Below are 22786 nucleotides of genomic sequence, written 5' to 3'. Positions count from 1 at the left end.
ACGCCTGCCGCGCTCCGTCCAGCAACGCTCCCTGGACTTTTGGATCTCTTTTCACCCGGCGAGGCCTCCGGCGGGTGAAACGCGATCCAAAAGTCCGGCAGGCAAACGTCTTGCCGCGTACCTCATTCGCGATATATCGTGACGTCGGTAACGCGATATATCGTGATGGGAGAGGTAGATGCAGGCCTGGGAGATCCGTGAGCCGCAAACGCTGGAGATCGGCGAGGAGAAACCGGCCACCGTCCGCACGGTGTCGGTGTCCATCGTCGGCGGTCAGGTGGACGTCGTCACCCACGGGGACGCGGACGGCGCCACGCTGGAAGTTCATGAGCTGCGCGGACGACCCCTGCAGGTCACCTGGGACGGCAACACCTTGAAGGTCACCCACCTCAAGGTCGAGGGCGAGAACATCTGGGAGACCCTCAAACGGCTCGGCTCGTCGTCGGCGCAGGACCGGGCACGCATCTCCATCGCGGTTCCCGAGGGCGTTACGGCCAAGATCAACACGGTTTCCGCCCAGGTGCTGGCCAGCGGGCTGACCCGCCCGGCCAAGATCAACACGGTCAGCGGCAGCGTCACGTTGGATCACATCACCGACGCGGTCGACGTCAACACGGTCTCGGGCACGGTCGAATTGCACGGGCTGGTCGGGTCGCTGAAGGCCAACGGCGTCTCCGGCAACATCACGGTGCATCGCAGCCAGGTGAACCCGGTGAAACTGAACACCGTCTCCGGTGACATCACCCTGGACCTGCTGAGCGCCAAGACCTCGATCTCCTCCACGGCGGTGTCCGGGGACGTCCTGGTGCGGGTGCCCGACGCGGACGGATTCGATGTCCAACTGAGCAGCCTCAGCGGTGCGGCGATCGTCGACGGACAACGCATCGGCAACCCGGGAAGCCGCGGCGGCGGCAGGCTGTCGGAGGGAAACCCCACGCTCAAGATCAAAGCCAGTTCCGTATCCGGTGATGTCGTCGTCATGCGCTCGACCCAGGCGGTCGAACAGTGACACCGGTCTTCCAGCACGGACAACTACGCCTCTACCTGCTGGCACTGCTCGACCAGGGTCCGCGGCACGGCTACGACATCATCCGTGACCTCGAGGAACGGTTCGGCGGGCTGTACACCCCGAGCGCCGGCACCGTCTATCCCCGCCTGGCCAAGCTGGAGGAAGAAGGTCTGGTTTCGCGGACCGACGACGGCCGCAAGGCGACGTACGTCATCACCGAGGCAGGACGTCAGGAGGTCCGCGACCGCAAGGAGGACCTGGGCGAATTGCAGGCCGACCTCGAAAGATCCGCCCGGGAACTGGCCGATGAAGTGCGCGCCCGGGTGCACGGCAGCGCCGCTGACCTGAGGGCCGAGCTCAAGGCCGCGGCGAGAGAGGCGCGGCGGACCGCGACGACGGTTCCCGGTGGCTCGGCCACCGGAGGGGCCGGCTGGCATGGCTTCGTGGGCGCCGGACCGGAGATCGACGCCATCGAGCGTGGACTGCGGGATCTGAGCAAGGCAGTGCGCAAGGCCGCGTCCGGCAAACACAGCACGCCACAAGTCCGCCAGACGCTGCTGGCCGCACTCGAGGAGGCGCAGCGGCAGGTTCGGGAGGCCATCCGTCAATCCGGGTCCTAATCTGAGGCGGTGAGCGACACCGTGGACACCCAGCAGGCCGCCGACCTGCTCGGTGTCCGGGTCGCGACCGTCTACGCCTACGTCAGCCGCGGCATCCTGTCGCCGGTGCCGGGTGGGCCCCGATCCCGCGGATCGCGCTTCGAGCGAAACGCGGTGCTGGCCCTCGTGCAACGCCGCAAACGGACCCGAGCAGGGACCTTCGAGATCGCGGTCCAGACGCAGCTCACCCGGATCGATCCGGCCGGCCGGTTGTTCTATCGCGGGCGGGATGTCGAGCATCTCGCAGCCACGTCGCACTTCGAGGATGTCGCCGAACTGCTTTGGGACACAGAGGTTATCTGCCCCTGGCCCGCTGTCGACATCGGTGTCGACGAGCGCGCAATGCCCCACGGGGACCGCATCCGGGCCGCCATCCTCGACGCCGGTCTGGCCCGGCAGGACGACTTCCCCACCGCGGCCGTGCGGTCCATCAACGCCGCCATCGCGTCACTTCCGACGCTGGGTACCACGACCGGCGATTCCGTCGCAGCCCGCCTGTGGCCGAAACTCACTGCGCAGCAGGCAGATCGGGAACGTATCCGTGCGCTCGACGCGGCGCTCATCCTGCTCGCCGATCACGAGTTGGCCACCTCGACGGTCGTCGCCCGCGCCACCGCCGGGACCCGGGCCGACCCGTACCACGTGCTACTCGCCGGTGCCGCCGCCCTGGCCGGAGCGGCGCACGGCGCAGCCTCCGGCGCGGCGTACGACGTGCTGACCGGATCGCACGAACTGCACCAGGTGCCAGCCGGTTTCGGTCATCTTGTCTATCGCGACACCGATCCGCGATTCGATGCCCTCATCGCGAGGGTCGAGCCCTGGGCGCCGCAGGTCGTGAGCCGGGTCGACGACCTGACCATCGCCGTACGCCGTGCACATGGCGCCGCGCCCAACGTCGATCTGGCGCTCGCCGCGTTGAGCGTCGCTGCGGGAGCGCAGCGGTGGGCCGGTGAAGTCGTCTTCCTGATCGCGCGCATGGCGGGATTCGCTGCCCACGGGATGGAGGAGCAGGGCCAGCCGCTGCGGTTCCGGCCGCAGGCGGACTACGTCGGAGATCCCGGCACCGGCACGGGTGCGGCCGGGCCGACGTAGTGCGACGACGGGCGGATGATCTTGGTATCCGCCGCCTGCTCCAGGATGTGCGCGGTCCATCCGACCACCCGGCTGACCGCGAAGGTCGGCGTGAACAGCATGCGATTCACACCGCAGGCGTCCATGACGACTCCCGCGTAGTACTCGACGTTGGCCCGCAACATCCGGCCCGGTTTGACTTCGTCCAGCACGGCCACCACCTCGTTCTCAGCGGCGATCGCGAGTTGCGCTGTGTCACCGCCTAATTCGGCGGCGGTCTCACGCAGTAACTCCGAGCGAGGGTCCAGCCCGCGGTAGATCGCGTGCCCGAAACCCATCACCCGGTCCCCCGCCGCGAGCTGGGCGCGCGCCCACGCAGCGGCGCGGTCCGCAGTGCCGATCGCATCCAGGGCATCCAGCGCCCGGCTGGGTGCGCCACCGTGCAACGGACCGGACAGCGAGCCCAGGGCGGCCACGACGCACGCAGTCGTGTCCGCTCCCGTCGAAGCCACGGTGCGGGCCGTGAACGTCGAGTTGTTGAACCCGTGGTCGATGGTCAGGATCAGGTAGCGGCTGAGCGCCTGCACCTGCTGCGCTGACGGCTCCGCCCCGGTCACCATCCACAGGTAGTCACCGACGTGGCCCAGCTCCGGTCGCGACTGCCGGGGCTGCTCTCCGCGGGCGATCGCGTGGCAGGCCGCCACCAGCCAGGGCAGGCGGGCCGCGACAGCCAGCGCCGCCGACTCGCGTTGCGGCGCCGTCAGATCCCACAGCGGACGATCGTGGGTCAAGGCGCCGAGAGCAGAAAGAGCGGTCCGTAGATCGGCCAGTGGCGTCCCGGACGAAGCAGCCCTGATCGTGGCCAGAATCGAATCTCGCACTGCTGCAGGAATATCCGCGGCAGTGCGGATCGTATCGCGCCATGCGTCAGCGTCATGCTGCGTGGCCGGCAGCGCGCCCCGAAGGACCAGATGCCAAGCGTCCTCGAAGGTGCGGTGGCGCGCGACCTGCGTGGCGTCGTACTGGCGATAGTGGAAGAAGCCCTCCTGCCCGCGAACGTCACCGATCGTGGTGTCGGCGACGATCAGGTCGGCCAGTCCTCGCGGCGCGCGCGGCGCCGTCTGCGTGTCGATGCTCATGCGACACAGCCTCCGCGCGGTCTGCGGCCCGGCCAATGTTGACGTCGTCAACCTCACAGCCGGCGTAGCAGCGAAGCATCCCGCACGATCGCGTCCAGACCGTCCCGGTGTGCGCGCTGACTGACCGCCGAGGCCGAGATGCCCTCAGCCGCGGCGATCTCCCGCTTGGTCTCCTGCTGCAACAGGCGGTGCAGGATGCGCAGGGACCGCTCATCGAGCCGGGCCAGGAGATGATCCCGGGTGGCCAGCGCGGCGTTGACGGCGTCCTGCAGCTGCTGCCGGTCCGGGCCCAGGTGGGCGATCGTGCGCACCGTGCGTGTGGACGGGACATTCTCCAACCGCTCGGCCTCCTCGATGGCATCCCGGGCCGACCACCAGCCGGGGCCGTCCTGGACGCCGGTACGCCGATCGAGCACCTGCACACTCCCCAACCGATCCCGCAGCGCAGGTCGGCCTCCGGCTGCCCGATCCGTAACCGCGTGCGGATGAGCAGTGCCGCGTGCAGAGCGGCGCCGATCGTATCGAAGCCGCCCTGGAATTCGTCGCCCACCGTGATCTGCAGCGGTGCCGTCGCCACCAGGTCGTCGCGCAGCGCGTCGGCGCCGGTCTTCAGCGCACGGGTGAGACGATCGTGCAGACCTCGACGGTCGGCGGCCTCTCGCGACGCCACGAGGTCGCAGATCAGGGTCGCTATCACGTCACTCGGCACGAATGAAGGATATGTCTTCACATCTTAAAAATGAAGCATTCAGCTTCATTCGATGCATATGAAGCGATTCGTGCGAGGCCTCGGGTGGTTGGTCCTCGCGCTCACCACGGCAGCATTGTCCACCCGCTGGATCGACGTCGCCAGGTGGCGGGTCCCGGTCATCCAGTCCGCCTTTCCCGTCGCGGGCTGTGTCGCCGTGGCGCTGCTGGCCGTGGCGTTGGTGGCGGGCGTCGTCACCCGGCGCTGGCGGTTCGCGATCGCCGCCGCCATCGTCGCCGCCGTGCCGCTGGCCCTCTCCGGGGCAGTGGTGCGCTCGGACACGACAGCCCCCTCGGCGTCCGACGATGTCGTCATGTTCTCCAACATGCGGGCGGGCGGCGCGGACCCGGCCACCCTGGTCGGTCTGGTCACCCGGCACCATGTGGCCACCCTGGTCCTGGCCGAGGTCACGGCCGATGGGCTGGCCGGCCTGGACCGTGCCGGCCTGGCCGCACTCCTGCCACACCGCGAAGGACGCACCGCCTACCCCTACGCGGGCACCATGGTGCTCAGTCGCCACCCCCTGACCCTGCGCGGGCTGGGCACCGAGAGCGGCGGCTTCTACCAACCGATCCTCACGGTCCATGCGGATCACGAGTATGTGCTGCACGCGGTCCACACTTACGCTCCGGTCGCCCGCAACGCCTCGTTGTGGCGGGCGCAGTTGCGGGCCCTCCAGCAGTGGCGGGAGGCGCAGCCGCCGACCGAAACCGTCGTGATGGCCGGCGATTTCAACGCCTCCAGTGCAATGCCGGGATTCCGTAACATCGCGCAGACCATGACCGACAGCCTCCGGGCCACCGGTGCCGGCTGGGTGCGTACCTGGCCCAACGAGTCCCGGATCCCGCCGTTCATCCAGTTGGACCACGTCCTGGTGCGGGTGCCCGGTCGCACATCGCCGGTCGTCGACTCCGGAGTGGACCGGGTCGCGAACACCGATCACTACGCGGTGTGGGCCAGGTTGTCGGTAGCACCTGCCACGATCAGTTCGTGACCAGCTTCGCCATCACCCTGATCGCGATCGGTCTCGCGGATCTGACCCGCGGTGCCGGTCCGGTGCGCGGTGCCCGGCTGCTGGTCGGACCTGCTGTGATCCTGCTGCTGGGTGCCCTGACCGCGGCGCACGGCGCGTCGATCGGGTTGCTCATCGTGGGCGCCCTGACCTGCGTGGCCTGGCAGGTGCTGTCCAGCCCCGGCGATACGGGTACGCCGCACCCCGCCTTCGCGTTCACCGCGCTCGCGCTCGGGCTGGCAGTGCTTCTGCTGGGGTGGAACGCCGGCCCGCCGGTGGGCGGTCTGCTGTCGCACTGGGCGCAGCACGCGGCCATCCCCGGCCTGGACCGGGTCGGCGTCGACGGAGCCGCCCTGATCATCGGACTGTTCCTGGTGCAACTGGGCACCGGGAACGTCATCGTGCGCCTCATTCTGCGCGCGACCGGCGCGATCCGAGCGCCCGGGCAACCCCAACCGTCCGATACGTTGCGCGGGGGCCGATTGCTCGGACCCTTGGAACGGGTCTTCATCCTCGGACTGGCGTTGGCCGGTCAGGTGACCGCGGCCGGAATTGTCATCGCTGCCAAGGGCCTACTGCGTTTCCCCGAGCTGACCGTCCGCCGGGACCGCAGCGAGACCCACGGCGTGGGCATCGATGCGGTGACCGAGTACTTCCTGGTCGGCAGTTTCGTCAGTTGGCTGGTCGCGCTCAGTTGCGTCGCAGCGGCGCACCTGCTGATGTAGCGCCGACCCGTCCCCTGACCGGCACCGGGCCCGAGTGACCCACTCATGCGGCACCACCGGCCACACAACCCCGCGCACCCGGTCGAGTGACCCTCTCATGCGGCGCCACTGGCCGCACAAGCTCCCGCATCGGGTCGAGTGACCCTCTCATGCGGCACCACCGGCCACACAACCCCGCGCACCGGGTCGGGTGACCCTCGTATGCGGCCGAGTGCGGCTACGCGTCGATCACGATCGGGATGATCATCGGCCGGCGACGCAGTTTGCCCCCGACGAATCCGCCCACGGTCCGCCGGATGATCTGCTGCAACTGATAGGTGTCCGAGATCCCCTTGGCCCGCGCCTCTTCGAGCGCCTGCTCGACCTTGGGGCGGACCTTGTCGAAGACGGCCTCGTCCTCGGCGAATCCGCGGGTCTGGATTTCCGGTCCGGCCGCGATCTTGCCGGAGGCAGCGTCGCGCACCACGATGATCGTCACGAAACCTTCGTCGCGCAGGATCCGCCGATCCTTCAGCAGGGTCTCGTCCGTCGTACCGACCAGGGAGCCGTCCACGTAGATGTAGCCGCACGGCACCGCACCGGTGATCGCCGCCTTGCCGCGCACCAGGTCCACCACGACACCGTTCTCGGCCAGCAACACCTGCGAGCGCGGGACCCCGGTGGCCACCGCGAGCTCACCGTTGGCCTCGAGGTGGCGCCACTCCCCGTGGATCGGCAGCACATTCTTGGGTTTGACGATGTTGTAGCAGTAGAGCAACTCCCCCGCCGAGGCGTGACCGGAGACGTGCACCAGGGCATTGCCCTTGTGCACCACCTTGGCGCCCAGGCGCATCAGCCCGTTGATGACCCGGTAGACGGCGTTCTCGTTACCGGGGATCAGCGAGGATGCCATCAGCACGGTGTCGCCGGGGCCAACGTCGATGTTGTGATCTCGGTTGGCCATTCGCGACAGGGCCGCCATCGGCTCACCCTGGGAGCCGGTGCAGATCAGGACGATCTTGTCGTCTTCCAGCTTGTCCAACTTCTTGGCGTCGACCAGCACGCCGTCGGGCACGTGCAAGTAGCCCAGGTCGGCGGCGATGCCCATGTTGCGCACCATCGAACGGCCGACCATCGCGACCTTGCGACCGTGCTTCTGCGCCGCGTCCAGGACCTGCTGCACGCGGTGCACGTGGGAGGAGAAACACGCCACGATGATCCGGCGTTCGGCCTGCTGGAAAACCTGCTCGATCGCCGGGGTGATGCTCTTCTCCGGGGTGGTGAAGCCCGGGACCTCCGCATTGGTCGAGTCGGTCAGGAAGAGGTCGACTCCTCCTCGCCCATCCGCGCGAACGCCCGCAGGTCGGTGATGCGCCCGTCCAGCGGCAACTGGTCCATCTTGAAGTCTCCCGTGCACAGCAAGGTGCCACCGGGGGTCCGGATGAACACGGCCAACGCATCCGGGATGGAATGGTTGACCGCGACGAACTCGCAGTCGAAGTTGCCCAGCTTCTCGCGCTGCCCCTCGCGAACGCCCATGGTGTACGGCGTGATCCGGTGCTCCTTGAGCTTCGCCTCCACCAGGGCGAGGGTCAGGGTCGATCCGATCAGCGGGATGTCCGGCTTGAGGCGCAGCAAGTAGGGAACGGCGCCGATGTGGTCCTCGTGGCCGTGGGTAAGAACAATCGCCTCGACGTCGTCGAGGCGACCCTCGATGTATTCGAAGTCGGGCAGGATCAGGTCGACGCCGGGGTGGTCCTCGGGGAAGAGCACGCCGCAGTCGACGATCAGCAGCCGGCCGTCGTACTCGACGACCGTCATATTGCGGCCGACCTCGCCCAGTCCGCCGAGGGCGACGACCCGGACGCCGTCGCGGGCGAGTGGGGGCGGCAGGGTCAGATCGGGGTGCGGATGACTCACCGCTCTATCGTGCCCTATCCCCGGTGACGACCGACGGTCAGGACAATCCGGAGGCCGCGAGCGCCGTACGCAGCAGGTCGTGCTGTTCGTCGGTGGCGGGCAGCAGCGGCAGCCGGCAGAAGTCGGAGTTGATCACGCCGAGCTGCTTGAGGGCGGCCTTGGCCATGATCGCTCCCTGGGTCACCGTCATGATCGCGTTCATCGCCGGGATCAGGGCGGTGTGGATCGCCCGGGCCGTGGCCAGGTCGCCGCGGTCGACGGCTTCGATCATCGCCCGGAACTGGTTGCCCGCGACGTGACCGGTCACGGCTACGTGTCCCACGGCGCCGATCGCCAGCCAGGGCAGGGCCAGGACATCGTCGCCGGAGTACCACAGCAGGTCGGTCTCGGCCATCAACTGGCTGGCCGCATAGAGATCGGCTTTGGCGTCCTTGAGGGCGAGCACCTGCGGGATCTGCGCCAGCGCCCGGATCGTGTCACTGGCCAGCGGCACCCCGGTGCGACCGGGAATGTCGTAGAGCATGACGGGCACGTCAGCGGCCTGGGCCACGGCCCGGACGTGCTCGACGATGCCGGCCTGCGGCGGCTTGTTGTAGTACGGCGTGACGACCAGCGCGTTGTGGGCGCCGGCGGCGACGAGGGCCTTGGCCGCCGCGACCGAATGCCGCGTGTCGTTGGTGCCGACACCGGCGGTGATCCGGACCCGGTCGCCGACGGCCTCGACGACCGCCCGGACGGTCTCCACATTCTCGTCGTCGGTGGTGGTCGCGGACTCCCCGTCGTGCCGTTGACCACCAGGCCGTCATGTCCGTTGTCGGCCAGGTAACTGGCCAGCTTCTGCACTCCGTCGAGATCCAGGTCGCCGTCGTCGGTCATGGGCGTGACCATCGCGGTGATCATGCGCCCGAACGGAGTGTCTGTCATGACGTCAGGTTAATCCGCCGTGGCAGGTGCACCGGACTCCAGGAATCCGCGCCATCCCGCCGTTCCCGGGGTTTGCCGCAAGTCATGCGGAGCAGGTGCCTCCAGGGCCGGATCCTGCCGCGGCGACGGGTCCAAATCGGAAGAAATCGATCCGCGTGCGGCCGCGTCGGGCCCGGGAAGAATGAAATCGCGTTGTCACCCGCTCGGGGGTCCGGGTGACAACGCGATCACCAGGTACATCGTGGGGAGTCCACGCAGTGTTACTCAAAGTTTCAAACAATCTCCGGAACAAGCCGACAGCTGCGGGGACAGACCCCGTGCGGCCGCCCGCGATGTCAGGCAGCGCCGCTAGGGTTGGCCTCGTGCGGCAATACCTCGATCTGCTCAATCACGTCCTCGAGCACGGCCAGGCCAAGCAGGATCGGACCGGCACCGGCACGCTGTCCACCTTCGGCTACCAGATGCGGTTCGATCTCGCGGACGGCTTCCCGGCGCTGACGACCAAGAAGCTGCACCTGCGCTCGATCATCGGTGAGCTGCTGTGGTTCCTGCGCGGCGACACCAACGTGGCGTGGCTTCACGAGCGGGGAATCAGCATCTGGGACGAGTGGGCGGATGAGAACGGCGACCTGGGGCCGGTCTACGGCCACCAGTGGCGTTCGTGGCCGACGCCGTCCGGCGAGACCGTCGACCAGATCGCCAACGTGATCGAGGCGATCCGCACCAATCCGGATTCCCGGCGGCTGATCGTGTCGGCCTGGAACGTCGCCGAGGTGGACGAGATGGCGCTCCCGCCGTGTCACACGATGTTCCAGTTCTACGTCGCCCCCGCCGACGCGCGGGGCCAGCGGCGGTTGTCCTGCCAGCTCTACCAGCGTTCGGCCGACGTGTTCCTGGGCGTGCCGTTCAACATCGCCTCCTACGCCCTGTTGACGCACATGGTCGCCCAGGTGACCGGATTGGTCCCCGGCGAGTTCGTGCACACCCTGGGCGACGCCCACTTGTACAGCAACCACATCGAGCAGGCCCGGTTGCAGCTGACCCGCGAGCCGGGCCCGCTGCCCACCCTGCGGCTGAACCCGGCCCGTCAGGCGATCGACGAGTTCGACCTGGCGGACATCACCTTGGAGGGCTACGTCGCCGCCCCGACGATCAAGGCCCCGATCGCAGTCTGATGACGATCTCGTTGATTGCCGCCGTTGCTCGCAACGGCATCATAGGTCGCGCCGGCGCAATGCCGTGGAAGGTGCCGGGCGAGATGGCGCACTTCAAGAAGACGACCATGGGGCACCCGCTGGTCATGGGCCGCACCACCTTCGAATCGGTCGGTGTCCTGCCCGGCCGCAAGATCGTGGTCCTGACCTCCGACCCGCAGTGGTCGGCTCGGGGTGTAACGGTCGCGCACAGCATCGACGACGTCCTGCTGCTGAGCCAGGAGAAGGACATCTTCGTCGCCGGCGGGTCGAAGGTCTACAAGGAGTTCCTCCCGTACGCCGATCGCCTGGTGATCACCGACATCCCGTTCGACGCCGAGGGAGACACCTCGTTCCCCGGCTGGCCGATCGCCAAAGACCCCGCGTGGCAACGGGTTTCGAAGGAAGATCATCCGGGTTTCAGCGTGCTGACCTACGAGCGTGCGCGACCGCGCACGCAGGTCTTCCGCGCTCCGTGGGCCGCTTCCGGTGCCGACAAGAAGGTCGGGGCCAGCTGCGCCATCATGCGCGATGGCCGGTTGCTGCTCACCCGCCGCGAGGACAACGGTCTGTGGTGTCTGCCCGGCGGGGGTGTCGAGGCCGGCGAGACCTGGGCGCAGGCCGCGGCCCGGGAGGCGGCGGAGGAGACCGGTCTGCAGGTGCGGATCGACTCGGTGCTGGCTGTCTACGCCGACCCCGATGCCGTGATCGTCTACGCCGACGGCCGGCGCAACCAGGTCTTCGGCGTGTGCTTCCGGGCCAGCACCGAGGACGAGGCGGGCCTGTCCGACGAGGTCACCCAGGTCGGCTGGTTCACCCGCTCGGAGACGCTGCGTCTGCCGATCGTGATCACGCATCGCCCGTTGGTCGATGCCGCCTTCGAACCCCTCGACACACCAACGGTGTTCACCTGATGGCTGACGCATCCGTCCGGTTGGCCGGACCCCAGGACGCCGCCGCGATCGGCGCGGCGCAAGCGGACCTGTTCCGGTCGGCGTACGCCGAGGTGTTGGCCCCGGAAGTGCTGGCCGCGATGACCCCGCAGGCGTTCGCCGACGGCTGGCGGGCGTCGCTGACCAGTCCGCCGAGCAACGAGCATTTCCTGCTGCTGGCCTCGGACGAGCGCGCGGAGGTCGTCGGGCTGGCGGCGGTGGTTCCCAGCACCGAGCACGGCGTTGCCGAGCTGAGTCTGTTCGGTGTGCGACCGGATGCTCGCGAGCAGGGCCACGGTTCACGATTGTTGAACGCGGTCGCCGATCTGCTGAAGGAGGGCAACGCCACCGCGGTCCAGGTCTGGATCCCGGCTGCCGACGAGCAGTTGCGTGCGTTCCTGACCGCGGCGGGGCTTGCCCCGGACGGTGCCTGGCGTGATCGCGAGGTCGACGCCGACGGGCGCACGACACGCGAAGTCCGCCTTACCGCGACGCTCGGCGACTGACGCACAGGTCGGCGAACCGGGCGAACCAGGTCGACCACGTTTGCTCGAGTTCACCTGCGGCAGTGGCGGCCTCGGCTCGTACCTGCGTGGGATCGAACCCTCCGGTCCGGATCGATTCGTCCGACCAACTCTGCACCCGCTCGCCCGAGGCTTCGGGGTGGAACTGCACCCCCAGGCTGCCGACCCGACGCGGAACGCCTGGTGGGGCACGCGCTGTGAGGACATCAACCAGGCCGCTCCCGGCGGCAGCGCGGTGATCTGGTCCCGATGACTCTCGACGGCCCGTACCTGCCCGGGCAGTTCCGCGAAAACCGGATCACCGGCCGCGGCGGGACTGACCCGCAGCTGCGTGACCCCTTCTCCGGCAGCCCGTACGCCGGTGTGACCTGTCCGCCGCACGTGTACGCGAGCAGCTGCGCGCCCAGGCAGATCCCCAGTAGCGGTGTCTGCGAGTCCACGGCCGCCTCGATCAATGCCCGCTCGGCCGGCAGCCACGGCGCGAGGTCGTCGGCGTCCGGCATGAAGCCACCGCCGAGCAACACGAAACCGTCGAAATCCGTTGCCGCCGGGAGGCTTTCGCCGGCGTGCGCGTGCACCACCGTCGCTGTGGGACACCACGCCATGAGCCGACCCGGTCCACTGTCCGGGTCGTTCTCGATCAGCGCGAGCCTCACGCGTCGTACCCATGCTCGCTCAGCCACGCCGCCGAAACCTTCTTGGGCACGCGCAGGATCCAGCCGTCGAGTAGCACTTCCTCCAACCGCTCGGGGTCGATCCGGTCCAGCACCAGCAGGACCGAGGGCCACGACCGGAAATGCGGGATGGTGAAGAACACCGCCGGGTCCTCGTCGATGAGGGCCGCCCGCTCGTCGATGGAGGCCACCCGGACAGCGATGGTGGTCCCCTCGGGCCAGCTGCGCCCCTCATCGGCGAGTTGGTCGATGTCGGACTGGTTCGCCGAACGCACCCACGCGATCTGGCCCGCCTTGGTGCGCCAGTTGTGGGCGCCCCAGCCGTTCTCTCCTCGGTGACGCCCGGCAGGTCGGCCAGCACCCGGCGTACGTCCTCGATCGTGGCCACGACTCAGATGTTCAGGTAATGCTCGAGCCCCACCGTCAGACCCGGATGGTCGGCGACGGCTCGGACGCCGGCGAGCACCCCGGGCATGAAGGACGCCCGGTCGAACGAGTCGTGCCGGATCGTCAGCGCCTCCCCCGGACCGCCGAAGAGGATCTCCTCGTGGGCGACCCGGCCGCGTAGCCGTACCGCGTGCACCGGGATCCCCTCGACGCGGGCTCCCCGCGCACCCAGCGGGTCCGAGGTCGTGGCGTCCGGGACGTCGCCCAGCCCGGCCTCGGAGCGAGCCTGCGCCAGAACGCGGGCGGTGCGGCCCGCCGTACCCGAAGGAGCGTCCACCTTGTCCGGATGGTGCTGCTCGATGACCTCCACCGACTCGAAGTACGGCGCCGCCTTCCGGGCGAACTCCAGCGCGAGCAGCGCACCGATGGCGAAATTGGGGGCGATGAGTACGCCGACCGAGGGCTTGCCGGCCAACCGGGTGCGTACGGCGTCCAGCCGCTCGTCGGTCCAGCCCGTCGTGCCGACCACGCAGTGCACACCGCGGTCGATGCAGTGCGCGACGTTGCCCGGCGCGGCGTCGGGCACCGACAGGATGACCGAGACGTCGGCACCGCCGAGGTCGCCCAGGGCGTCGTCCTTGTCGAAGGCACCGACCAGTTCCAGGTCGTCCGCCGAATCCACCGCCCCGGCGGCCTGTGTGCCCATCCGGCCTTGCGCACCGATCACTGCCACCTTGGTCCTGGTCACAGGCGTCAGCCTACGGGGGCCGGGTTGCCCGGCGCGGACCATCCGTTCTATATTGATTACCTAAGTTAACTTTCTCGCGACGTGACACCGGCGTCCCGCGCAGCACACGTAACCAACGATCAACGACAAGAGACTTTTTGTGAGTTCCGTTCCCCCAGAACCCGTCACCGAGCCCGGCGAGACCGCCACCGACGCGCAGCAACGCGTCCGTCGGCGTCGTTACGAGGCCGGTCACCCGCGGTACAAGTGGATCGCCCTGTCCAACACCACCCTGGGCATCCTCATGGCCACGATCAACTCCTCGATCGTGATCATCTCCTTGCCGGCCATCTTCCGCGGCATCAACCTCGACCCGCTGGACCAGGGCAACGTCAGCTATCTGCTGTGGATGCTAATGGGCTTCCTGGTCGTGTCCGCCGTGCTCGTGGTCACCCTCGGCCGCCTCGGCGACATGTACGGCCGGGTGAAGATCTACAACCTCGGTTTCGTCGTCTTCACCGTCGCGTCCCTCGCTCTGTTCCTGTGTCCCTTCGACGGCAGCGCCGGCGCGTTGTGGTTGATCTTCGGGCGCATCATCCAGGGCATCGGCGGCGCGATGCTGATGGCCAACTCGGCCGCGATCCTGACCGACGCCTTCCCCGCCCACCAGCGCGGGATGGCCCTCGGCATCAACCAGGTCTCGGCCATCGCCGGATCATTCCTCGGTCTGATCATCGGTGGTGTGCTGTCCGAATGGCACTGGCGCGCGATCTTCCTGGTCAGCGTCCCGATCGGGATCGCCGGCACCATCTGGGCCTATGCGTCACTGCACGAGCTGGGCACCACGCGCCGCGGCAAGCTGGACGTCCCCGGCAACCTGACCTTCGGCATCGGACTGACCGCGATCCTGGTCGCGATCACCTACGGCATCCAGCCCTACGGCGGTCACCTGATGGGATGGACCAACCCCTGGGTGCTGGCCGGACTGATCGGCGGCGCGGTGCTGCTGGTGGCGTTCTGCATCATCGAGTCCAAGAGCAGCGACCCGATGTTCTCGATGTCGCTGTTCAAGATCAAGGCGTTCAGCGCCGGCAACCTCGCGGGGCTGCTGGCCTCCATCGGCCGCGGCGGCATGCAGTTCATGCTGATCATCTGGCTGCAAGGTATCTGGCTGCCGCTGCACGGTTACGACTACGAGTCGACGCCGTTGTGGGCCGGAATCTACCTGCTGCCGTTGACGATCGGCTTCTTGATCGCCGGGCCCGCCTCCGGCTTCCTGTCCGACCGCTTCGGCGCCCGGGCCTTCGCCAGCGGCGGTCTGCTGCTGAACGCGGTGACCTTCATCGGCCTGATCCTGATCCCCGTCAACTTCTCCTACCCGGTGTTCGCGCTGCTGCTCTTCCTCAACGGCATCGGCTCTGGGATGTTCTCGGCGCCCAACACGACCGCCATCATGAACAGCGTCCCGGCGGGTCAGCGCGGCGTCGCCTCCGGGATGCGCGCCACGTTCTTCAACGCCGGCACCTCCTTGTCGATCGGCATCTTCTTCTCCCTGATGATCGTCGGCCTGTCCGGCTCGCTGCCCGACGCGATGCACTCCGGCCTCACCGGGCAGGGCGTGCCGGAGGCCATTGCGACCGGTATCGCCGCGTTGCCGCCGGTGGCGATGCTCTTCGCGGCTTTCCTGGGGTACAACCCGATCGAGTCGCTGCTCGGCCCATCCGGCGTGCTGCACCGGCTGCCGGCCGGCAATGCAGACACGCTGACCGGCAAGGAGTTCTTCCCGCACCTGATGTCCGGGCCGTTCCACGACGGCCTGGTGGTCGTCTTCGTCGCGGCCGCGATCATGATGCTGATCGCCGCCGGGGCCAGCCTGATGCGCGGCAAGAAGTACGTGCACGACGACTCCTCGCCCGATGCGACCTCTTCTGAGAAGGAATCCCAGCTGGCTGGGTGATAATCACCGCCGTGAACGCACCGGCCCCCTCCGCCTGGCTGACCTCGTGGTCATTCGACGCGGTGGGGGCCGTCGGCGTCGTGCTGGCCCTGGCGCTGAGCATCACGTACGCCGTGGGCCTGGTCCGTGCCCACCGGGCCGGGACCGCGTGGCCGGCGTGGCGCACCGCGGCCTATCTGCTGCTCGGGATCGGCAGTCTGCTCTACGCGACGTGCGGTCCGATCGGAAGTCTGCGATCGGCGTACCTGTGGATGTTCGCCCTGCACGTGTCGGTGCTGGGGACGGTCACCCCCGTGGCGCTGGCGCTGGGCGACCCGGTGCGGTTGATGGGCTGGCAACGCCTGTTCACCGGACGTCTCGCGCGGCTGGTGACCTTTCCGCTGCTCGCCGTGATCGTTGATGCTGCAGGCATTCTCGCGGTCTTCCTGACCGGGTACGGGCAGGCGGCGTTGGACTCCGGGGCGGTCGGCGTCATCCTCGTGTTGCACATGCTCATCGTGGGTCTGGTCTTCTCACTGCCGCTACTCGAGGAGGGCGTGCTGCCGCAATGGGCGACGCCGCCGGTGCGGACGCTGATCGCTCTCGGCGACGGTCTCGTCGACGCCATCCCCGGCATCGTCGTCATGACCACGACGACCCTGCTGATGCCGCGATTCCCCGGCTTCTCACGTGCGGGCGCCGACCCGCACCTGCAACAGAGGTGGGCCGGCGGCGCACTGCTGGCGACCGCTGAATCCATCGGACTGCCCATGATCGCAATCCTGTTCGCGCAGTGGATGCGACACGACGAGCGGCAGGCAGCGCGGGTCGATCTGGTGCTGGATGCGATCCGACCGGTCAGCGACGACCCCGACGAACCGGAGACCGACCGGCCGTGGTGGCTGGACGACCCGCGCTTCGCGCACCGGTTCAAGCAGGACTGAAACTCCTGGCGAACGCGACGAACCGGCGCAGGATCTGCGGCGGATGGGTGACGTCGGTGTTTCGGGCCAGCGCCATGATCGCGTCCGCCTCCTGCGGATCGAAGTGGCCGGCGTCGCGATACGTCGTCATCCGCACCAGCAAACCGTCAGCGTCGAGTTCGGGGTGGAACTGCGTCGCGTAGGCGGCGCGGCCGACTCGTAGCGCCTGGACGGGCGCGCCCGGCGAGCCCGCGAGAACGACGCTGTCCGGGGGCGGCGTGGACACCGCTTCCTTGTGCCCGACGATGGCGTTGAATACCTCGGGTAGACCGCCGAAGACCGGGTCCGCACGGCCGGCATCGGTCAGTGATACCGGCACCGCGGCGATCTGCTCCCCGAACTCGGCGTCGACCGCCCCGCCCTCGTGACGGGCGATCAGGCCCAGCCCGTAGCACGCGCCAAGGAGCGGAATCCGTTGCTCGAGAGCGACATCGACGACCCGGTTCAGATCGTCTTCGACACGCTGCTGGTTCGGTGACTTGTCCGTGTCGCTGACGTTGAATGGGCTGCCGCCGATGATGATTCCGGCGTAGTCCCGCGGGTCGCGGCTGAACGGTTCCCGATCGACGGGGTGCCGCTGTAGGTCGGTGCCCAAACCGGTGAACCGGGCAAACGCGGCGTATTCGTCGTCCGCAGCGGCTTGTTCGGGTCGGACACCGAGCAGCAGGAACGGTTTCACCGGGCTTCCTCGAAGCGGCGCACGATCAGCTGAGCCAACCGCGGGTCCGCTCCCAGCGGGTCGGTGACCAGGTCGGCGCCAGCATCGTGCAGCTTGTCGTGGAAATGCCCTGGTGCCAACAGGTATGACGCCAGGACCACGCGCCCGGCCTGCGGGCGGGCTGCTCGAACCGCGTCGGGCACCGTCGGCTGGGCGGAGGCGCCATAGCCCACGGTGACCGTTCGGCGCAGGCGCTGCGCCAATTCGCGAGCCGCCTGCTCGGGTGCTTCCCGTGCCTCCGGCCGGCTCGATCCGGCCGCCGCCACGACCAGAACGTCTCCTGGCGCGACTCCGGCTTGCTCGACGCGCTCGGCCAGGATGTCCGACAGGACCGGGTCGGGGCCGAGCGGGGCTGTGCTGCGGGTGTTTCCGAACGGAGCGACCGCCTCTGCGATGTCCACCTGTACGTGATAGCCGGTTGCGAGCAGGACGGGGACCACTACCACTTCGGGCGCCACCGGCGCCCAGTGCGCCACGACGTCCACCACCGAGGGTTGTTGCACGTCAACGAAGGCCAATTCGACCCGCAGATCCGGCCGTAGGTCGCGGACCGCGGCATACAGGGCCGAAAACACCTGTTGCCCCTGAGGATTGGCGGTCCCGTGCGCGCACAGGACCAGCACCGGAGGCGTCATCGTTTCGGCCTCCGGCTGCGGCGCACGACATAGGCGGTGGGGGTGACCTTGTTGTAGCGCACGACCCGCTCGGCCACGACCTTCAACCCTCGAGCGCGCTGCACCGCTTGCTCGAAGAAGCGTTTGTCGTCGGTCAGCAGGACCGCGCGACCGTCGGGGGTGAGCACCCGCTCCACTTCGCGCAGGATCGCGGGATACAACACCCGGTTCTCCTGGTTGGAGCCGACCTTCTTTCCGAACGGCAGGTCGCACACCACTCGGTCCACCGACAGATCAGGCAGGTCGAGTGCGGCGGCGTCCCCTCGGCGTACGTCGATCCGATCGATCAGGTCGCGCTCGGCGACGTTGGCGGCCGCGTCGGCGACAGCGGCCGGGTCGGCATCAATCGACCAGCCGTGCCCATCGGGGCGCTCGATCGCGTCGACGATCGGCACGGTCGCCACTCCCCCGCACGGATCCAGCAACGTCATCCCGGGTTTGAGCTTCGCCAGGCGCAACAATCCGGCGGCGACGGGCGGCGGGGTGGTGGCCGGAAGTCGACGCATGCGGCCGAACCGGGCCGCCCACGCCAGCGGCCCGATCTCGACCCTGCCGCGAGCCGGATCCAGATTGACCTGCCACGCGCCGGGCCGGTTGACCCACCCCGTAGCTGCGGCGACCGAGTCGATCAGTTCGTCGCGCGCGGCTGGGTCGGCGGACTGCACCCGGAACCCGGACACGGTGGGCACGTGCGGCGACACGATGGACGGCAAGTTCGCCGGGTCACCGTCCCAGGGCACAGCCACGGTGTCGATCATCGTGTTGAGCCGGGGCGGAAGCTGCTCGGCGGACACTTCACCGGGGCTCATCTGACGGGACCGGACGGCGTACTGCTCCATCAGGTCGCCGCGCAGCAGATCCTCGAAACCCACCGCGCACGTCAGAATCGCACGGTTGTCCTCAGGCACCCGTTCAGCCTAAGCCCCGCCCGTAAACTCGCCGACGTGCACGACCAGGCCGCGCTCGCAGCGATCGCTATCGCACTTGGAGTTGTGGTCTCGGTCGCACTGTTCGTGCCGTTCGTGTGGTTCAGTTACCGCCGGCTGGGGACGCTGAGTCTTCGGACGGTTCTGATTTATCTGGCCGTACTGGTCTACTTCTTCGCCATCTGGGTGTTCACCCTGCTGCCACTGCCGGACCCCGACACGCTGCAATGCGCCGGCCGCAACCTGCGCATCACCGCGTTCGTCGACGACATCCGTGGAGCAGTGTCTCGCGGTCATCCGCTGACCGATCCTGCCGTGCTGCAACTGGTGTTCAACGTGGCCCTCTTCGTGCCGCTGGGCTTCTTCGTGCGGTTCGTCGCACGCCGAGGCGTGGTGGTCGCCTTCCTGATCGGGCTCGGCACCTCCGTCTTCATCGAGTGCACCCAGGGCACCGGGGTCTGGGGGCTATATCCCTGCGCCTACCGGGTGTTCGACGTCGACGACATGTTGACGAATACCACTGGTGCCGTAATCGGTTCGCTGCTCGCGCTGCCCTTCCATCGCCGCCTGATCGATCCCGCGGTGGTGCATCAGCCGCGCCCGGTCACGCGCGGGCGCCGTCTGGTCGGCATGGTCTGCGATCTGATGACGGTCACGATCGCCAGCATCCTGCTCTCCGTCGCGACCCAGCTGGTGCTGCGGTACGCGATGCATGCCGAATCGGCAGTTCGCTCGGGTGAAGTGGCCAGTACCATCGGCGATTTCGGGACCGTAGCCCTCTTCGTGATCCTCGTGCTGATGACCGGGCGCACGGTGGGCGACTACGCCGTGGAGATCCGTTTCGGCGAACTCGGCGTCGGCCAGCGGCTCATCCGGTTCTTCGGCGGTATCGGCGGATATCTGGTGTTGACCCTGCTGCCCTACGGCCCGCTGCTGGGTGTCGTGTTCGCACTGGTTTGCGTCGTTGCCATCTGGCGCGGAGACCACAGCGGCCTGCCCGGGCTGGGCGGTCACCGCGTGCGCGACGCCCGCGCCCTGACCGAAGAGGCCCGGCTCCCCTGAGGGGGAACCGGGCCACTCGGCGTACGTCGATCAGTTACTCGGCGTCGGCGCTCACCGGCGCATCGCCGGACTGCTCACCTTCACCGCGGTTGCGGTTGCCACCGCCGCGACGGCGACGGTTACGCGGGCGACGCTCGCCTCGCTCGTCAGAGGAGTCCGAAGCGTCCTCCGGCGCAACGTCATTGGACGCTTCGCCGGTCTCGGGCTCCTCGGCGGGAGCAGCCTGCGCAGGCGCGTCAGCGGCCGGAGCGTTCTCCTCCACGACACCCAGCGATAGCTTGCCGCGCGGGTCGATCTCCTTGAGCTCGACCTGGACCTTCTGGCCGACCTTGAGGACATCCTCGACGGCGTCGATCCGCTTGCCGCCGACCAACTTGCGCACCTCGGAGATGTGCAGCAGACCGTCCTTGCCGGGCAGCAACGAGACGAACGCGCCGAACGTCGTGGTCTTGACCACGGTGCCCAGGAAGCGCTCGCCGATCTCCGGCATCTGCGGGTTGGCGATCGCGTTGATCGCGGCCCGCGCCGCCTCGGCCGAGGGACCGTCGGTCGCACCGATGTAGATGGTGCCGTCGTCCTCGATCGAGATGTCCGCGCCGGTGTCGTCCTGGATCTGGTTGATCATCTTGCCCTTCGGGCCGATGACCTCACCGATCTTGTCGACCGGGACGGTGACGCTGATGACGCGCGGGGCGTACGGCGACATCTCATCGGGTGCGTCGATGGCCTCGTTCATCACGTCCAGGATGTGCAGACGCGCGGTGCGCGCCTGGGTCAGAGCACCGGCCAGCACGTCGGCGGGGATGCCGTCGAGCTTGGTGTCCAACTGGATCGCGGTGACGAACTCGCGGGTGCCGGCCACCTTGAAGTCCATGTCGCCGAAGGCATCTTCGGCGCCCAGGATGTCGGTCAACGCGGCGTACTGCGTCTGGCCGTCGAGCTGCGCCGAGACCAGACCCATCGCGATACCGGCGACCGGTGCGCGCAGCGGCACACCCGCGTTCAGCAGCGACAGCGTCGAGGCACACACCGAACCCATCGAGGTCGAGCCGTTGGAGCTCAGCGCCTCGGACACCTGACGGATCGCGTAGGGGAACTCCTCACGCGTCGGCAGCACCGGCACCAGAGCACGCTCGGCAAGTGCACCGTGGCCGATCTCGCGGCGCTTGGGCGAGCCCACGCGGCCGGTCTCACCGGTGGAGTACGGCGGGAAGTTGTAGTTGTGCATGTAGCGCTTGCGCGTCACCGGCGACAACGTGTCCAGCTGCTGCTCCATGCGCAGCATGTTCAGCGTGGTGACACCCAGGATCTGGGTCTCCCCGCGCTCGAAGATCGCCGAACCGTGCACCCGCGGGAGCACCTCGACCTCGGCGGACAGGGCGCGGATGTCCGCCAGCCCACGACCGTCGATGCGGACCTTGTCGCGCAGGATGCGCTCGCGGACCAGCTTCTTCTGCACCGAACGGTAGGCCGCAGAAACTTCCTTCTCCCGGCCCTCGAAACGCTTGCCCTCACCGGCCAGTTCAGCCTTCAGGGCGTCCTTCAGCTCGTCCAGCTTCTCCTCGCGGTCCTGCTTGCCGGCGATGGTGAGCGCAGCGGCGACCTGCTCGGAGGCGTCCTTCTCGACGGCCTCGTAGACGTCGTCCTGGTAGTCCAGGAACAGCGGGAACTCCTGCACCGGCTTCGCGGCCTGCGACGCCAGCTGCTGCTGCGCCTCGCACAGCACGCGGATGAACTTCTTGGCTGCTTCCAGACCCTGCGCAACGATCTCCTCGGTCGGAGCCTGCTTGCCCTGGTTCTTGACCAGGTCCCAGGTCGACTCCGTGGACTCGGCCTCGACCATCATGATCGCGACGTCGTCACCGACGATGCGACCGGCCACGACCATGTCGAAGGTCGAGCGCTCGATGTCGGAGAAGTTCGGGAACGCCACCCACTGGCCGTCGATGAGCGACACCCGGGTCGCACCAATCGGGCCGGAGAACGGCAGACCCGAGATCTGCGTCGACGCCGAAGCGCCGTTGATGGCCAGCACGTCGTACTGGTGGTCGGGGTTCAGCGACAAGACGGTGATGACGACCTGGACCTCGTTGCGCAGACCCTTCACGAAGGCCGGGCGCAGCGGCCGGTCGATCAACCGGCAGGTCAGGATCGCGTCGGTCGAGGGGCGACCCTCACGACGGAAGAAGCTGCCCGGGATCTTGCCCGCGGCGTACATCCGCTCCTCGACGTCGACGGTCAGGGGGAAAAAGTCGAACTGGTCCTTGGGCTGCTTGCCCGCGGCCGTCGTCGACAGCAAGGACGTCTCATCGTCCAAGTAGCACAGGACCGCACCAGCGGCCTGCTTGGCCAGACGGCCGGTCTCGAACCGCACCGTGCGGGTGCCGAAGTCGCCATTGTCGATGACGGCTTCAGCGAACGTGATTTCTGGACCCTCCATGGGCCCTCCTCTTCTTGTTTCTCTGCTCAGACCGCACATCATCGTTGTGCGCGGGCTTCCTACATACGCCGAAGAGACGGCCACCCGGTGGGTGACCGCCTCTCGGTCGTAACTCTGTGAATTCAGCGACGCAGACCCAGTCGCTTGATGAGCGAGCGGTAACGCTCGACGTCAACGGACTCCAGGTAGCGCAGCAGACGCTTGCGCTGGCCGACCAGCAGCAGCAGGCCGCGGCGGCTGTGGTGGTCGTGCGGGTGCTGACGGGAGTGCTCGGTCAGGTCGGAGATGCGCTGCGTGAGCATCGCGATCTGCACCTCGGGCGAACCGGTGTCGCCCTCTTTGGTCCCGTATTCGGAAATGATCCTGGCCTTGGTGGCGGTGTCCAACGGCATGGTCGGGCGACTCCTTCTGTGCTCGGTTGCGC

At 68.1% G+C, this 22786-nt stretch carries 22 protein-coding genes and 2 pseudogenes; 12 read left to right on the top strand and 12 right to left on the bottom strand.

Annotated features, from left to right (window positions below; genetic code table 11):
• Positions 1-178 precede the first annotated feature (178 nt).
• From ACFQBT_RS05795 to ACFQBT_RS05785, 3 genes are read left to right on the top strand one after another with little or no spacing between them, the layout of a single operon-like run.
• Positions 179-1009, top strand: coding sequence for a DUF4097 family beta strand repeat-containing protein (locus ACFQBT_RS05795; protein ID WP_377821078.1), 831 nt, complete (start codon positions 179-181; stop codon positions 1007-1009).
• Positions 1006-1629, top strand: coding sequence for a PadR family transcriptional regulator (locus tag ACFQBT_RS05790; protein WP_377821077.1), 624 nt, complete (start codon positions 1006-1008; stop codon positions 1627-1629). Before ACFQBT_RS05795 ends, ACFQBT_RS05790 begins: the two co-directional genes overlap by 4 nt.
• Positions 1630-1638: 9 nt before the next feature.
• Complete coding sequence (locus ACFQBT_RS05785) at positions 1639-2760, top strand: citrate synthase (RefSeq protein WP_377821075.1); 1122 nt, start codon at positions 1639-1641, stop codon at positions 2758-2760.
• On the opposite strand, the gene ACFQBT_RS05780 is transcribed toward ACFQBT_RS05785, so the two are convergent.
• Positions 2712-3878 carry a citrate/2-methylcitrate synthase gene (locus ACFQBT_RS05780; protein ID WP_377821073.1) on the bottom strand — a complete coding sequence of 389 codons (1167 nt, stop codon included), beginning with the start codon at positions 3876-3878 and terminating at the stop codon, positions 2712-2714. The genes ACFQBT_RS05785 and ACFQBT_RS05780 overlap by 49 nt on opposite strands.
• A 53-nt stretch (positions 3879-3931) precedes the next feature.
• Positions 3932-4294 (bottom strand): hypothetical protein, encoded by a 363-nt coding sequence (locus ACFQBT_RS05775; protein WP_377821071.1) that lies wholly within the window; start codon positions 4292-4294, stop codon positions 3932-3934.
• 83 nt (positions 4295-4377) lie between these two features.
• Here ACFQBT_RS05775 and ACFQBT_RS05770 point away from each other — a divergent pair, with 83 nt between their 5' ends.
• The 3 genes from ACFQBT_RS05770 (at position 4378) to ACFQBT_RS05760 (ending at position 6363) form a co-directional block, all read left to right on the top strand.
• Positions 4378-4593: a hypothetical protein gene (locus ACFQBT_RS05770; protein ID WP_377821069.1), complete on the top strand. Its 216-nt coding sequence runs from the start codon at positions 4378-4380 to the stop codon at positions 4591-4593.
• 64 nt (positions 4594-4657) lie between these two features.
• Positions 4658-5620 (top strand): endonuclease/exonuclease/phosphatase family protein, encoded by a 963-nt coding sequence (locus tag ACFQBT_RS05765; RefSeq protein WP_377821067.1) that lies wholly within the window; start codon positions 4658-4660, stop codon positions 5618-5620.
• The gene (locus tag ACFQBT_RS05760; RefSeq protein ID WP_377821066.1) at positions 5617-6363 is read left to right on the top strand and encodes a hypothetical protein; all 747 of its coding nucleotides are present in this window, start codon (positions 5617-5619) and stop codon (positions 6361-6363) included. Before ACFQBT_RS05765 ends, ACFQBT_RS05760 begins: the two co-directional genes overlap by 4 nt.
• Before the next feature lie 217 nt (positions 6364-6580).
• On the opposite strand, the pseudogene ACFQBT_RS05755 reads toward ACFQBT_RS05760, so the two are convergent.
• Both ACFQBT_RS05755 and dapA read right to left on the bottom strand, forming a co-directional pair.
• Positions 6581-8262: pseudogene (locus ACFQBT_RS05755) on the bottom strand (ribonuclease J).
• A gap of 37 nt (positions 8263-8299) precedes the next feature.
• Positions 8300-9138, bottom strand: a pseudogene (gene dapA, locus ACFQBT_RS05750) (4-hydroxy-tetrahydrodipicolinate synthase).
• Positions 9139-9548: 410 nt separating this feature from the next.
• Between dapA and ACFQBT_RS05745 the strand changes: the two are divergent.
• Genes ACFQBT_RS05745 through ACFQBT_RS05735 form a run of 3 tightly spaced genes read left to right on the top strand, consistent with a single transcriptional unit; the run spans position 9549 to position 11817 of the window.
• A complete protein-coding gene (locus ACFQBT_RS05745; protein WP_377821064.1) occupies positions 9549-10361 on the top strand; it encodes a thymidylate synthase in 813 nt (270 codons plus the stop codon).
• Positions 10361-11293: a dihydrofolate reductase gene (locus ACFQBT_RS05740; protein WP_377821062.1), complete on the top strand. Its 933-nt coding sequence runs from the start codon at positions 10361-10363 to the stop codon at positions 11291-11293. The genes ACFQBT_RS05745 and ACFQBT_RS05740 overlap by 1 nt, the downstream gene beginning before the upstream one ends.
• Complete coding sequence (locus ACFQBT_RS05735) at positions 11293-11817, top strand: GNAT family N-acetyltransferase (protein ID WP_377821060.1); 525 nt, start codon at positions 11293-11295, stop codon at positions 11815-11817. The genes ACFQBT_RS05740 and ACFQBT_RS05735 overlap by 1 nt, the downstream gene beginning before the upstream one ends.
• A 224-nt stretch (positions 11818-12041) precedes the next feature.
• On the opposite strand, the gene ACFQBT_RS05730 is transcribed toward ACFQBT_RS05735, so the two are convergent.
• The 3 genes from ACFQBT_RS05730 to dapB all read right to left on the bottom strand — a co-directional run bounded on the left by ACFQBT_RS05730 (position 12042) and on the right by dapB (position 13644).
• Positions 12042-12491, bottom strand: coding sequence for a glutamine amidotransferase-related protein (locus ACFQBT_RS05730; RefSeq protein WP_377821058.1), 450 nt, complete (start codon positions 12489-12491; stop codon positions 12042-12044).
• Positions 12488-12784, bottom strand: a complete 297-nt coding sequence (locus ACFQBT_RS05725; RefSeq protein ID WP_377821057.1) for a hypothetical protein — start codon at positions 12782-12784, stop codon at positions 12488-12490. Before ACFQBT_RS05725 ends, ACFQBT_RS05730 begins: the two co-directional genes overlap by 4 nt.
• 116 nt (positions 12785-12900) lie before the next feature.
• On the bottom strand, positions 12901-13644 hold the full coding sequence (gene dapB / locus ACFQBT_RS05720) for a 4-hydroxy-tetrahydrodipicolinate reductase (RefSeq protein ID WP_377821055.1): 744 nt from the start codon (positions 13642-13644) through the stop codon (positions 12901-12903).
• Between the two features lie 139 nt (positions 13645-13783).
• Here dapB and ACFQBT_RS05715 point away from each other — a divergent pair, with 139 nt between their 5' ends.
• Together ACFQBT_RS05715 and ACFQBT_RS05710 are read left to right on the top strand one after the other, a co-directional pair.
• A complete protein-coding gene (locus tag ACFQBT_RS05715) occupies positions 13784-15580 on the top strand; it encodes an MFS transporter (protein WP_377821053.1) in 1797 nt (598 codons plus the stop codon).
• An 11-nt stretch (positions 15581-15591) separates the two neighbouring features.
• A complete protein-coding gene (locus ACFQBT_RS05710; RefSeq protein WP_377821051.1) occupies positions 15592-16503 on the top strand; it encodes a cytochrome c oxidase assembly protein in 912 nt (303 codons plus the stop codon).
• Here ACFQBT_RS05710 and ACFQBT_RS05705 read toward each other — a convergent pair.
• The 3 genes from ACFQBT_RS05705 to ACFQBT_RS05695 are packed head-to-tail and all read right to left on the bottom strand — an operon-like array spanning position 16490 to position 18842.
• Positions 16490-17221, bottom strand: coding sequence for a glutamine amidotransferase (locus ACFQBT_RS05705; protein WP_377821049.1), 732 nt, complete (start codon positions 17219-17221; stop codon positions 16490-16492). The two genes, ACFQBT_RS05710 and ACFQBT_RS05705, sit on opposite strands and share 14 nt — an antisense overlap.
• Positions 17218-17895, bottom strand: a complete 678-nt coding sequence (locus ACFQBT_RS05700; protein ID WP_377821048.1) for a sirohydrochlorin chelatase — start codon at positions 17893-17895, stop codon at positions 17218-17220. Before ACFQBT_RS05700 ends, ACFQBT_RS05705 begins: the two co-directional genes overlap by 4 nt.
• A complete protein-coding gene (locus ACFQBT_RS05695; RefSeq protein WP_377821046.1) occupies positions 17892-18842 on the bottom strand; it encodes a methyltransferase domain-containing protein in 951 nt (316 codons plus the stop codon). Before ACFQBT_RS05695 ends, ACFQBT_RS05700 begins: the two co-directional genes overlap by 4 nt.
• Before the next feature lie 36 nt (positions 18843-18878).
• Here ACFQBT_RS05695 and ACFQBT_RS05690 point away from each other — a divergent pair, with 36 nt between their 5' ends.
• The gene (locus ACFQBT_RS05690) at positions 18879-19922 is read left to right on the top strand and encodes a VanZ family protein (protein WP_377821044.1); all 1044 of its coding nucleotides are present in this window, start codon (positions 18879-18881) and stop codon (positions 19920-19922) included.
• 34 nt (positions 19923-19956) lie between these two features.
• Here ACFQBT_RS05690 and ACFQBT_RS05685 read toward each other — a convergent pair whose 3' ends face one another.
• Positions 19957-22362 (bottom strand): polyribonucleotide nucleotidyltransferase, encoded by a 2406-nt coding sequence (locus ACFQBT_RS05685; protein ID WP_377821042.1) that lies wholly within the window; start codon positions 22360-22362, stop codon positions 19957-19959.
• 122 nt (positions 22363-22484) lie between these two features.
• Positions 22485-22754, bottom strand: coding sequence for a 30S ribosomal protein S15 (gene rpsO, locus ACFQBT_RS05680; RefSeq protein WP_377821040.1), 270 nt, complete (start codon positions 22752-22754; stop codon positions 22485-22487).
• Positions 22755-22786 lie beyond the last annotated feature (32 nt).

The organism is Branchiibius cervicis (assembly GCF_042661605.1).
GTDB classification, from domain to species: Bacteria; Actinomycetota; Actinomycetes; order Actinomycetales; family Dermatophilaceae; genus Branchiibius; species Branchiibius cervicis.
The sequence above is the reverse complement of the archived record's forward strand: the minus strand, read 5'-3'. Positions and strand labels throughout refer to the sequence as shown.

What these genes read in the sequence shown, in the direction of transcription:
- rpsO (WP_377821040.1), bottom strand. Translation starts at nt 22,754, where the DNA reads ATGCCGTTGGACACCGCCACCAAGGCCAGGATCATTTCCGAATACGGG.
- ACFQBT_RS05780 (WP_377821073.1), bottom strand. Translation starts at nt 3,878, where the DNA reads ATGAGCATCGACACGCAGACGGCGCCGCGCGCGCCGCGAGGACTGGCC.
- ACFQBT_RS05700 (WP_377821048.1), bottom strand. Translation starts at nt 17,895, where the DNA reads ATGACGCCTCCGGTGCTGGTCCTGTGCGCGCACGGGACCGCCAATCCT.
- ACFQBT_RS05795 (WP_377821078.1), top strand. Translation starts at nt 179, where the DNA reads ATGCAGGCCTGGGAGATCCGTGAGCCGCAAACGCTGGAGATCGGCGAG.
- ACFQBT_RS05735 (WP_377821060.1), top strand. Translation starts at nt 11,293, where the DNA reads ATGGCTGACGCATCCGTCCGGTTGGCCGGACCCCAGGACGCCGCCGCG.
- ACFQBT_RS05685 (WP_377821042.1), bottom strand. Translation starts at nt 22,362, where the DNA reads ATGGAGGGTCCAGAAATCACGTTCGCTGAAGCCGTCATCGACAATGGC.
- ACFQBT_RS05740 (WP_377821062.1), top strand. Translation starts at nt 10,361, where the DNA reads ATGACGATCTCGTTGATTGCCGCCGTTGCTCGCAACGGCATCATAGGT.